Consider the following 12,606-nt stretch of genomic DNA (forward strand, 5'->3'; position numbering starts at 1 on the left):
AAACCGAAAGACCTGCACCTGCTGACCGATGGCGTGATGTCCCATCTGTGCTTTTATCTGCCCCTCTGAAGCGGTTTATCACGGCCCAGCGATGGCGATCGCCCCTGGGCTGGGTGGGTGGAGCGCTGCTGCTGGTGGGTAGCCTAGCCGATCCGGCAGCAGCGGCAAAAAAGCTCTCGATCAAGCTCGGCCCAGTGCAGTCTTCGGTGCAATTGTCCGATTTACAGCACTACGCCAAGACCGGGGATGTGCAGGGGTCGCTGCGGGGCTATCGTCTGCTGCTTAGTCCATCTCTGCAAAGCACGCTGCAAAGCAGTATTCCACTTGATCCAAACGCTGGGCATCGCCTGGTTAAGGATCTCCTGAGTTCCTCGGCGGGCGATCGCCTGCTTACAGCACTGGAGCGCGTTATCCCCAATGGCGATCGCAAAATGCTGCAACTGGCGCTGACTCGTGCCGCCACCCACGCCAACGGGCTGAGCCTGCTGGGATTCTTGCAAGAATTTCCCGCTCCAGAAGTCGTGCTAGACCTGACGGCAGTGGCCTCGCTGACCTCGCAGATGAATCTAGCCTACTGGCAAAGTCAGGCGCTGACCTCGATTTTGGAGCGCGAGCTGACCGTGCCTGAAGCAGCTCCCTTCCATGCGGAGCTAGACCCGACCCGTCCCGGTATGCATTGGGTACGCCAGCAGTCCCTCGTCTTCCGCGACTACGAACGGGCCCGCACGATTCCGGTCGATTTGTACTGGAGCTATCGCACGACTGGCCCGCTTATCGTTATTTCTCACGGCTTTGGAGCCGACCGCCGATTTTTGGGCTATCTGGCGAGACACTTGGCTTCCTATGGCTTTGCAGTGGCCGCACTGGAACACCCTGGCAGCAACGTCGCCTGGATCACGGAAATTACGCAGGGGAGGACACGGGGGCGACATGGCACCGATCTTCTGCCCAGCCAGGAGTTTATCGATCGCCCTCATGACATCAGCTTTTTACTGAGCGAACTCGATCGGTTGAATCGTCACTCCACGTTGCTCAGGGGGCGGCTAGATACCCAGCAGGTCGTGGTCATCGGCCACTCGCTGGGCGGCTACACGGCGCTAGCGCTGGCCGGAGCCAGACTCGACTTGCCCAATCTGCGCCAGTTTTGCAATAGCCCGGAGCGGGTCGCCCTGTCCATTGCTGACTGGTTGCAGTGTACGGCGGCGGATCTGCCCGACGAACTGCCCGATCTGCGCGATCGCCGGGTGGCGCGAGTGATGCTGCTCAATCCGGTGATTGGTCGCCTGTTTGACGAAGAGAGTCTGGCGAAGATCCGTATTCCGACGCTGATTGTATCGGGCACTTCAGACGCAGTGATGCCCGCCGTCAGCCAGCAGTTGTTGCCCTTTACCCAGCTTCCGGCTGATTCCAAGCTCTTGCTCACAGTCATTGGCGGCGGGCACCTCAGTGTTGGCGATCCCGAAAACCTGAACCAGGCGCTTACCCACAGCCTGTTTATGCGAGAACAGGGCGATCGCGAAACAGAGGCACTCCGACAATTGCTCAAGGGCATCTCGCTGTCCTTTGTCAAACAGCTTACGCCGGATGCTCGTCACTACAAGCCATTTTTGTCGGCAGAGTATGTCCAGTCGTTTTCCACCGCCACCCTCCAACTGCGGCTAAATGCCCAGCTTTCAGAAAAGCTGTCGAACTGGCTCCAGATGGCAGCGCTGCCCCTAGAACAGATGACCTCCAGCGCCCAGCCCCAGCCGCGTCAATACGTCAGAACGCAGGTGGCAGGAACGGGGATCACCGTGCTGCTGGCGGGGTTGCCGCTGGTGGTGTTTGTCCTGCCGGGATATTTATCCTCATCGGTGAATCGGGTGCTGCGGCGCAAAGGTCAACCGGGACGAGCCAATTTGTCAGGGCATTCTCAGCCAGGGCATTCTCAGAGGCTACATTCCGAGCAGGCAGATGGGGAACTGACGGATCGAGCCGCCCATGCGGGAATCACAGACGCAGACTCAGACTCAAAAGACTTAGAAGAAGCCGATAGATCCTGAATCTGGCGGATCAATGTGCGGATCAATTTGGAGCGCGGCCTTTTGAGTTTATGTATGATTGAGGCCAGCCTCTTGAGACTGTCCGCATTGACCGGAGCAGAATTTAGAGTTTAAGGGACGTGCTGTTGCCGGGGGCGATCGCCCTTCTGCCCTGCACTGATCCCACAGTTAGAACATCAGATGAACGTCAGATGAAACGTCAGCAAGACTAATTTCGTTCAAGCTGATACACGAATTCACGAACGGCAGCGCGAACGCCTTTTGCCTTTTATTTTGTCCTAACTATGCGCCCCTACGCCCTGACAAATTGCGTACTGCATACTGGTGAGCAAGATTTGGTCGATCACGCGCTGCTGATTGAGGGCGATCGCATTCTCGACATTCTCCCGTCCTGGGATTTACCCGACTCTTTCGGCGTTATTGACTTGCAAGGCGACCACGTTTCACCCGGTTTTGTCGATTTGCAACTGAACGGCTGTGGGGGAGTCATGTTCAACGACGAGATTACAGCCAAGACGCTGGAGATCATGCACACGACCAACCTTAAAAGCGGCACCACCAGCTATTTGCCAACGCTGATCACCACGTCGGATACGGATATGCTGCGGGCGATGGAACTGGTGCGCGACTATCGAAAATTTCGCCCCCATAACGTGCTAGGGCTGCATTTGGAAGGGCCCTATCTAAACCCAAAGCGCAAGGGCATCCACAACGAGCGCTACATCCGTCGGCCCGAACCAGCAATGATTCAGCAGATCGCGGCGGCGGGTCGCAATTCTGTGTTGCTGCTGACGCTGGCTCCCGAAATCGTAGAGATAGACGATATTCTGACGCTGGCAGATGCAGGTATTTTGGTGTCCGCCGGCCATAGCGATGCAACCTACGAGCAGGCGATCGCCGGATTCGACGCAGGCGTGGGCATGGTGACGCATTTATTTAACGCCATGTCGCCCTGGCTGGGGCGCAGTCCGGGGCTGGTAGGCGCTGCCTTTGACCGAGATGACGTGTATGCCGGAATTATTGCCGACGGTCATCACACCCACCTGCGCTCGATCGCCCTGGCCCACCGCATGAAAGGTGAAAAGCTGCTAATTGTCACCGATGCCACGCCGCCCGTTGGCACTCAGATGGACTCCTTCAGGATTGGCGGGCAGGTGGTGTTCTACCGCGAGGGCAAGTGCGTGTCGGCCGAGGGAACCCTGGGCGGCTCTGCGCTGACGATGATCGAGGCCATCCGCAACTGCGTTTCGATTGGGCTGCCCCTAGACGAGGCACTGCGGATGGCGAGTGCTTATCCCGCCGCGGCGATCGCCGTGAACGATCGTCTGGGCTATCTCGCACCTGGCTACGTCGCAAACCTGGCGATGTTCAACGATGCGCTGGAGATTACCGGCGTGTGCGATCGGGGCGAATATTTGGCGGTGATGAGCTAGCAATTAAGCTCCTAACTCCTAACCCACCCCCACGCCCTCGCATCGTCGCGACTAGCGTCGTTCTAGCGTTTCCGTCAGGCGCTCCACCGCATCCGCTAGGCGAGTGTTCACCTCAGCCAAATCAGGCGCTTCGGGATCGGCTTCCTTGCGCTTAAACGAAGCAAACCACTTGATCACCAGGTACAGCGAAAAGGAAATAATCAGGAAGTTAATAATGGCGGCCAAAAAATTGCCCACGGGAATAGCACCAATAATTGTGATGCCCGAAATTCCTGCCGCCGGATCTACGCCAAAAATCAGGGCGATGATGGGCATGATGATGTCGTCCACCAGCGATTGCACAATCGAGCCAAAGGCTGCGCCGATGATTACACCCACCGCCAAGTCAACCACGTTTCCCTTCAGGGCAAATTCTCGAAAATCGCGGAGAAACCCGCCTACCGCACCGTTTCGTCGAGCCATGATTTCTGTTCACTCCTAAACACAATCAACCAGAAGAATCAATCAGACATTTAACCTAGAAACTGCCTTTAGAGGATGTTTGAAAAGTCCTACTGTTTGTAGCAAAGCGTGCTAGATCCCCCTAAATCCCCCTTAGAGCTAATTTATGAAGCAAATCTTAAGAAGCCTGAAACTCTTGGCATGTGTGGCTTTGAGGTCATGTTTGCCCAGGAAAAGCGGTTTCTCGGAAATCCTTGATTAACAAGGCTTTCAGGCTCCTTTACAAATTAGCTCTTAAAAAGGGGGACTTTAAGGCGGTTTCCCCCCTTGTTAAGGGGGGCTAGGGGGGATCTCTGAGTGCTTAACATTACAGGCGATACCTTTTCAAACACCCTCTGAGAGGATGTTTGAAAAGTCCTACTGTTTGTAGCAAAGCGTGCTAGATCCCCCTAAATCCCCCTTAAAAAGGGGGACTTTAAGGCGGTTTCCCCCCTTGTTAAGGGGGGCTAGGGGGGATCTCTGAGTGCTTAACATTACAGGCGATACCTTTTCAAACACCCTCTGAGAGACAGGACTGACGCACTTGCCATAAGTTCTCTAGGTTTTGGAGGATTTCTTGCGGGTGCAGCCCGCAAGAAATCCTCCAACTGCGTAAGTCCTAAGAGATTCTCTTCAGGCCGATCCCTCAGCCCAGAGAAATTTCTATCGGTCAAACCACGGCTCTAGGAACCCTTTCTGCCCATACGGTAGTGCGAGTTTTTTCGGATTGCAAGGTCAACAGGATGCTGTCGGAGCAGTCTTGCTTTTCGGGCGCTTTCTTGTCTCAATCCTGTATCAATTCTGCTAACCACCCTATACCAATTCTGCTAGCCACATCGCCTGCGCGGAGCCAGGAAAAGAATGGCTAGAAATCTTGCAGAGCTTGACGGGCACTCCAAAATCGCAAATCCAAAATCGCAAATCGATGTCAGGGCTTCTTAGCGCCGACGCTTGCCTCGCTGCAAGGCTTTGGGCTTGGGAGCCGCGCTCCAACCCTGCGTGGCGGCGTTGTAGATTTTTTCGTTCGCTTCTGCCGATTTGAACAAGTCCACCACGGGATTGGGATAATCCACGCCCAGCCGTAGCCCAAAGCGCTGCTGTTCGACGGGCAACAGTTTCCAGGGTTCATGCACCTTAGCAGCGGGCACGTTCGCCAGTTCTGGTAGCCAGTGCTTTACATAGTCGCCCTGCGGATCGTAGTCTTTGGACTGCTTGAGGATGTTGAAAAAGCGAAAGCCGCGAGCGTCGTTGCCCACGCCCGCCGTGTAGTTCCAGTTGCCGTAGTTGCTGCATACGTCGTAGTCGATCAGCAGCGACTCGAACCACTCTGCGCCCATGCGCCAGTCGATGCCCAGATTTTTCGTTAGGAAACTGGCGACGTTTTGCCGTCCACGATTGGACATGAACCCGGTGGCGGCCAGTTCTCGCATGTTGGCATCCACCAGCGGAAAGCCCGTCTGCCCTTTGCGCCACAGGTCAAACCGCTGCCAATCCTGCTGCCAAGGGATGGGAATGCCCTGGAGACCAGAGGGATAGAACACTTTGGAGCCGTGCTTGGCGCAGATAAAGCGAAAATAGTCGCGCCAGAGCAGTTCAAAAATGAGCCAGTAGGTGGAGTCGTTTTTGATGCGCTCTGCTTCGTAGCGACCGACTTCGGCGTGGATCAGGCGCGGCGACAGGCAGCCCAACGCCAGCCACGGCGAAAACTTGGAGGAATAGTCTGCACCCAACATGCCGTTGCGCGTGTCTTTGTATACCCGCAGGCGATCGCCCTCCCAAAAATAATCCTTGAGTCGTGCCAGTCCCGCCGTTTCGCCCCCCTGAAACCGCAGCACCCCCCGCGCATCGGTTGCAGGCGGCATCAGCCCCAGGTCTGCCAGAGTGGGAATTTCGCCTGGTTTGTGCGAATCGTCTGGCCAGTCGTCTGGCAAATCCTCTGGCAGGGGCGGCAGCGACTTGGGCGCAGGCAGGGGCGGGTTGACCGATGAGTCGCGCTCGACCTGCTTGCGAAAAGCGGTAAACAACTCCGGAAGCTGCGACAGATCAAAGGGCAAATCATCGGGATGATAGAGCGTATGTCCCCAAAACGATTGCACCCGAACGCCCAGCGGCTTTAGGGCATTGCTGAGGGCGATTTCGACTGCTTGCTCCTCGGCGGTCGCTTCTTGGTGATAGAAGACCGCAGAAATCGCCAGTTTTGCTGCCAGGCGGGGAATAATAAGTTCAGGGCACTCCTGGCAAATGAGTAAATCACTGCCCAGGCCGCAGAGCGATCGCCGCAAATCAGCTACACTCTCTAGCAAAAACTGGGCCCGAAACGCGCCTGTCTTGGGGAAGCCAAAAGCAGTCTTATCAAACTGGCGCGGGTCGAAACAGTAGACCGGGACGATCTCTGCGCCGCTGGCGATCGCCCGATGCAGCGGTTCATGATCGTGGAGCCGGAGGTCGTTGCGGAACCAGAGAAGAATACGTTGGGTCACAGTCGTCAGAATACTTCAGAGTACTGTCATCAGGGCACATGGATCAGCATCCATTCCTTAACATAGCGTTACACAGGCTTGGTTGCCTGCGGACAGCCCGGATTTGCAGCCCGATTTGCAGACCCACTCAGCCCAATTTGCAGCGCTTAGATATCGGCTCATCTTGGCGAGTGAAGACCAGACTTGTTAAGAATTTTTAGAGATTGTGGCTCTCTTGCTACTCTGAAGAAAGAGGGTGCATTGTCAATCAAATGGCTGAAATCGGTTTAAGGTAATCAATTTAAGACCGTTAAGATCGTTAATTTAATCCCTTTGTCTGCTCAGTCAGACTCGTGTTAAAGGCTGCATGAACCCCGATCCTGGTGCCACCCATCCCTCTAGCAGCCGTGCAGACGAAGCAGGGAGCGCTCGCCGTTATCAAGCCGTGGTGAATAGCCAAACCGAGCTAGTTTGCCGCTTTTTGCCCAATGGCGTGCTGACCTTTGTGAATTCGGCCTATTGCGATCGCTTTGGCAAATCCGCAGCCGAACTGCTGGGGCAGCCCCTCGTCAACCTGGTTCATCCAAACGAGCAGGGCCGCGTCACTCAGCAGTTGACCGAAATTCAAACCCTGACCCCAGATAGCCCGGTTCAAACCCACGAACATTGGGTCTGGAGCGCAACGGGCGAAATGACCTGGTATGAGTGGATCGTCCAGGGCTTTTTTAACCCATCTGGCGAACTGATCGAACTGCAAGCCGTCGGGCGCGACGTGACTCGCCGCAAACAGATGGAGCTAGAGCTAGAGCGCTATCACCAGGAACAGCGCACCCTCAACCGCATTCTAACGCTCAGCCTAAACGCCCAATCTACGCCGGATGTGTTTCGCTGCATTGCCGAAGAGGTGCGGCAAGCGACGGGCTTTCTGATCGTGGCCATTGAGCGATATGACACGACCCGTCAGACGATGGTGTTTGAGGGGCTGTGTGGCGTGGATTGTTCGGCAGATCCAGCCGTCGGGGAAGCCATAGAGGGATGGGGCGGCGAATGGATTAATGAACAGACTCGCGAATGCAGGGGAGCCTGTACCCACGCGCCGACGCTGGAGTTTCCAGTTGCAGAAACCATGTCGGGCGTGGTCGCGCAAACGGGGCAAGCGCTGATCCGGCATTACGAACCTGAAGCGACGGTTCCGGGCGATCGCACGTCACTGCTGCGGGTGCTGGGGATCGCTACGTTCGTGTGCCTGCCGCTGACCGCAGACGGACGCACCCTCGGCACCCTTAGCCTGGGACATCCCCAGCGGCAGGAGGTGTCGCCATCGCTGCTGGAATGGCTGCAAAGTCTATCGGGGGCGATCGCCGCCTTGCTCAAGCGCCAAGAGACAGAGCGATCGCTGCAAGCCTCGGAGCAGCGCTACCGGCTGCTGTTTGAAAGCAATCCCCTGCCCATGTGGGTGTTTGACCTAGACACGCTGGCGTTTCTCATGGTGAATGAAGCGGCGGTGCAGAAATATGGCTATAGCCGCGAGGAATTTCTCAGCATGACCCTGGCAGAAATCCGCCCACCAGAGGAGATTCCTCGGCTGCTGGCGATGATCTCTGCCGTGAATCAGGGCATGGAAGATTCGGGCATCTGGCTACACACCCAAAAAGATGGCAGTCCGATCCAAGTGGAAATTACCTCGTACCGGCTCACCTACCAGGGGCGGCGGGCAGAACTGGTGATCGCCAAAGACGTGACTGAACGATTACAAATCGAAGCGGCCCTGCGCGAAAGCCAGCGCAAATACGAAACCCTGTTTCAAACTGTGCCCGTGGGCATTGCTATGACGGATGAACAGGGTCGGATTGTGGAGGTGAATCCGGTACTGGAGGAAATGTTGGGCATTCCGGCGGTTGAGCAAACGCGCTATGCGTGCGATCGCCCTGCCCAGCCCATGCTGCGGCCAGACAGCACCCCCATGCCGCCAGAGGAATTCGCCAGCGTCCGCGCTCTGACAGCGCAACAGCCTGTTCATAATGTTGAAAAGGGCATTGTTCGCGCCGACGGCTCTGTGCAATGGGTGAATGTCTGCGCTGCGCCGATTCCGCTAGAAAACTATGGCGTGGCGATCGCCTGCATCGATATTACCCAGCGAAAACAAGCCGAACTCGCCCTGCAAGACAGCGAAACGCGCTGGCAAACCGTCGTCCAGTCCACCAATGACGGCGTGTTTGATGCAGACCTGATCACGGGCAAGACCTTCCACTCTGAGCGCTGGAAGACCATGCTGGGCCACCAGCCCGACGAACCCTCAGAAACCTACGAAGCGTGGGAGCAGCGCATCCATCCCGATGATCACGCGCGGGTCATGTCGGTTTACGAAGCCTACTGCCAGGGAGCGCTGCCCCTGTTTCGGGTCGAGTATCGGCTGCGCTGCAAAGACGGCAGCTACCGCTGGGTGCTAGATCGAGCGCAGATCCTCCGCGACGAACATGGTACGCCCGTGCGGATGATTGGCACCATGACCGATATCCACCATCTCAAGGATGCGGAAGAAGCGCAAAGGCTCCAGGTAGAGCGGGAACGGCTGTTGTCTCGCGTGACGCGGCATATTCACCAGTCGCTCGATTTAAGCGAAATTTTGAACTCTGTGGTTACGGACGTGCGGCAGTTGTTTCAGTGCGATCGCGCTTTGATCTACCGCTTTCATCAGGTTTCCACGCAACCTGCCCAGGCGATTGTGGAATCGAGCTTGCCCGGTTGGGGCGTGGTGCTAGACGATCCCCAGGTCTGCGGTCGGGTCGAAGAAGTGCTATTGCGGCAATATGGCGATTCCCATAGGGATCGCTTCGCGAATCGCCCCAGCACCGAAGTTCAACCCACCCGCATCGACAACATTCACACGGCGAACCTCTCGCCAGAGTTTCGCGAGATGCTGACCCGCGTGGGCGTGCAATCTGGTCTGACCGTTGCCATCAACTGCGACGGCAATCTGTGGGGGCTGCTGTGTGTTCACCAATGCCAATCTTTGCGAGAGTGGCAGACCTGGGAGATAGATTTGCTGATGCAACTGGCCAACCAGTTGGCGATCGCCGTGCAGCAGTCGGAACTCTACAGCCAAGTGCAGCGGATCAACGCCGAGCTAGAAACCAAAGTGGCCGAGCGCACGGGCGAACTGCGCCAGTCTCTTGAGTTCGAAGCCTTGCTCAAGCGAATTACTGACCAAGTCCGCGATAGCCTCGACGAGCGCAAAATCTTGCAAACGGCGGTGCAAGAGCTGGGGCAGGCGCTTGGGGTCTTCTGCTGCGACACCGCGCTCTACGATGCCGAAAACCAGGTTTCCACCATCTACTGCGACTATACCCGCGAGGTTAAGTCCGAAGAGGGCACGCAGATCCTCATGGCAGACTATCCCGATCTCTATCGCCAGCTTTTGCAGGGAATGCATCAGCAGTTTTGCTATGCCAACGAGGTGACGCGCGATTCCCGTAGGGATCGCTTCGCGAATCGTCTGCTGACCCGCCCAGTGGCCAAACACTGTACGATTTTTTCCTGCCCCATCCGAGACGATCAGGGAGTCCTGGGAGACATGGTGCTGCTGCGGCCCGCCGATGAATTCTTTAACGAGCTGGAGGTGCGGCTGGTGCAGCAGGTGGCCAACCAGTGCGCGATCGCCCTCCGCCAGTCTCGCCTCTATCAGGCCGCCCAGGCCCAGGTCACCGAACTGGCCCGCCTGAATCAGCTCAAAGACGACTTTCTTTGCACCATTTCCCATGAGCTACGAACCCCCGTCGCCAATGTCAAAATGGCAGCTCAGATGGTTGAAACAACCCTCCGAGCAGAGGGCATCCTCGACAACCCCAGCCATCCGCTAGGGCGCTATGTGCAGACTTTGCAAGAGGAATGTCAGCGAGAGATTAATCTAATCAACGACCTGCTTGACCTTTCCCGGCTCGATGCCGAAGTCGATCTGCTGCACCCTGTTCCCATTCACCTGCAATCCTGGATTTCCCACGTTGCGGAACCCTTCTTAGACCGCATCCATCGCCACCAGCAGCACCTCAGCCTTGACCTGCCGCCCGACCTGCCGCCCCTCACCACCGACCTCAGCCACTTTGAGCGCATCCTCACTGAATTGCTCAACAACGCCCGCAAATATACCCCCATCGGCGAACGCATCGAGGTGCGAGCCAGCCTCGTAAACAACGTCAGAAGTCGAACATGGTTGGATTCGCCATCGGCGAACGCATCGAGGTGCGAGCCAGCCTCAGCAGCGACCGCATGGAGCGCGACGAAGTGGAACAAGATGGAGCCGAATCTGAAAGCCCGCTCTCCAGCCCCCTTCCACTCCCTCACTTACTCATCACCATCACCAACACAGGGGTCGAAATCCCTCCAGAGGAGTGCGATCGCGTGTTTGATCGGTTTTATCGCATCCCCAGCAGCGACCCCTGGAGGCACAGCGGCACTGGCCTGGGGCTGGCGCTGGTCAAAAAGCTCACGGAACTGCTGGGCGGCCGCATTGGCATTCGCAGCAGCGCAGGACAAACCACCGTCTGGCTCCGCCTTCCGCTCGTTCTGCGGCAGTGATTGCTGGAAACGTCGCCCCACTCAGCAGAGGGGAAAAACCCTCAGCCTGACCGCCTCGCCTCGCCCCAACCCAGCGGACAGGTCGCCAGATCCAGAACCAGCGCAGCAAGCTGGGGAGTCGCGCCGAACGGCGGATAGAGCCGGAACTGGCAGGTGGGAAACTGCGTGGACAGGTCGCGCACGTCCTGGGCGATCGCTTCGGTAATCCCGCCGGGAAACAGAAAAAACGGCAGAATGTCCACCTGCTGAGCGCCCTGAGCTACCAGCCTGGCGGCCTGATCGGCAAGCCCCGGCGGCAAGGCCCAATAGGCGGCGATCGCCCCGATTTGCTGGGCCAGCGCTTCCACGGGCGCATTGCCTCCGGGGCGACGACTGCCGTGCGCCAGCAAAATTCGGGCCACAGGTTCAGAATTTGGGGCAGGCAATAAGTTTGCCAGCCTGGGGTGGCTCCCCAGATGGGGCGCAATCTCGATGGACAGGCGCGGGCTAGCCTGCTGGCGGGCGATCGCCACCTCAGCGGGGATGTCTTCCATTACATGCACCCCCGGCAACAAAAATAGCGGGATAATCACGAGGCGATCGCCCCCCAGGGTCAGCGCTTGCGTCGCCACTTGCAAGATTCGCTGGTGCAACGGCTGTGGACTTAGCTCCAGTGCGGCCGTCTCCACCAGCGGCGGCAGCCCACCCGCCTCCCGCCGTCGCAACTCCGCCGCAACCTGATGCGCCAAAACCCCAGCCTCGGCATGAGGTCTGGGGTCGCGGCTGCCGTGAGTCACCAAAAGGTAGGCGGGAAGATGGGCGGGCAATTCAGAATTTGGCTAGGGTTGAGTCAAAAAGGAATCTGCCCCTTATTATCCTCAATTCTGACTGGCTAAGGTGAAGGCCGGTGTGAGGCTGTCGTGGGCCAGGAAGTGCGACAGGTGGAAGGCGCGATCTTCCGACTCCAGCAGGATCTTTTCATAGAGGTGGCGAGTGGCGCGATCGCCCAGGCTCTCTGCCTGCCCAGCCTGCCGCCGGATCACCTTGATGATTTCCTGCTCTGCGCTCAGGTCATGCTCCACCATGGCCCGACAGGAAAATACGCCGTCCGGCTCTGGCGTAAAGCAGCATAGCTCTGCCAGTTTGCTGAAGCTGGCAACGGGCACACCGCCCAGACCGTTTAGCCGCTCACCAATCTCATGGACATGGCCCTGCACCTCGTCATAGCCTTCCGAGAAAAATCCGTGCAGTTGATAAAACTCAGAGCCTTCCACCACAAAGTGATGCTTTTGATATTGCAAATACAGCGCTTGGAAGCTTGCCAGGACAATGTTAAAGCCTTCACAAACCGCTGTGGTGACGTTCATCTCCAACCCGATGGGGTTGTCTTTCATCTGCTCAAAGGTTTGAATCGGACTTGCCGTAATAGCCATAGGTGCGCTCCTCAATGATCGCAGGTTTCCTGGTTTTTTTCAGTCGATACTCAACACAGTATACAGATTAAAAAAAGCCGTCAACTACCACACAATTTCTTAATAAGAAAGATTCTCAAAACACAAAAAATCATGACAATTCACAACGAATTCAATAGCGATTATACAAACCCAAGTCTTCTTTGAGAGCTTTTGTATTAAGCAG

7 protein-coding genes and 1 pseudogene are annotated in these 12,606 nt (G+C 56.9%); 4 read left to right on the plus strand and 4 right to left on the minus strand.

The genetic code is table 11. The annotated features are described in order from the left end of the window. The first annotated feature begins 47 nt into the window (after positions 1 to 47). Together HPC62_RS18780 and nagA are read left to right on the plus strand one after the other, a co-directional pair. Positions 48 to 2,042, plus strand: coding sequence for an alpha/beta hydrolase (locus HPC62_RS18780; protein WP_172358045.1), 1,995 nt, complete (start codon positions 48 to 50; stop codon positions 2,040 to 2,042). 284 nt (positions 2,043 to 2,326) lie between these two features. Beyond that, complete coding sequence (gene nagA / locus HPC62_RS18785) at positions 2,327 to 3,475, plus strand: N-acetylglucosamine-6-phosphate deacetylase (protein WP_172358046.1); 1,149 nt, start codon at positions 2,327 to 2,329, stop codon at positions 3,473 to 3,475. Positions 3,476 to 3,526: 51 nt separating this feature from the next. Here nagA and mscL read toward each other — a convergent pair whose 3' ends face one another. Together mscL and HPC62_RS18795 are read right to left on the minus strand one after the other, a co-directional pair. Next, positions 3,527 to 3,937, minus strand: coding sequence for a large conductance mechanosensitive channel protein MscL (gene mscL, locus HPC62_RS18790; RefSeq protein WP_172358047.1), 411 nt, complete (start codon positions 3,935 to 3,937; stop codon positions 3,527 to 3,529). A gap of 956 nt (positions 3,938 to 4,893) precedes the next feature. Further along, positions 4,894 to 6,435, minus strand: a complete 1,542-nt coding sequence (locus HPC62_RS18795) for a DASH family cryptochrome (protein WP_172358048.1) — start codon at positions 6,433 to 6,435, stop codon at positions 4,894 to 4,896. 346 nt (positions 6,436 to 6,781) lie between these two features. On the opposite strand from HPC62_RS18795, the pseudogene HPC62_RS23565 reads away from it, so the two are divergent. Continuing rightward, positions 6,782 to 10,303: pseudogene (locus tag HPC62_RS23565) on the plus strand (PAS domain S-box protein); the annotation flags it as partial. A gap of 377 nt (positions 10,304 to 10,680) precedes the next feature. Beyond that, on the plus strand, positions 10,681 to 10,989 hold the full coding sequence (locus HPC62_RS18820; RefSeq protein WP_225910655.1) for a sensor histidine kinase: 309 nt from the start codon (positions 10,681 to 10,683) through the stop codon (positions 10,987 to 10,989). Positions 10,990 to 11,030: 41 nt separating this feature from the next. Here HPC62_RS18820 and HPC62_RS18825 read toward each other — a convergent pair whose 3' ends face one another. Both HPC62_RS18825 and HPC62_RS18830 read right to left on the minus strand, forming a co-directional pair. Further along, complete coding sequence (locus HPC62_RS18825) at positions 11,031 to 11,795, minus strand: sirohydrochlorin chelatase (RefSeq protein WP_172358049.1); 765 nt, start codon at positions 11,793 to 11,795, stop codon at positions 11,031 to 11,033. Positions 11,796 to 11,846: 51 nt separating this feature from the next. Then, on the minus strand, positions 11,847 to 12,401 hold the full coding sequence (locus HPC62_RS18830; protein WP_172358050.1) for a DNA starvation/stress protection protein DpsA: 555 nt from the start codon (positions 12,399 to 12,401) through the stop codon (positions 11,847 to 11,849). Positions 12,402 to 12,606 lie beyond the last annotated feature (205 nt).

Source organism: Thermoleptolyngbya sichuanensis A183 (assembly GCF_013177315.1).
Lineage (GTDB): Bacteria > Cyanobacteriota > Cyanobacteriia > Elainellales > Elainellaceae > Thermoleptolyngbya > Thermoleptolyngbya sichuanensis.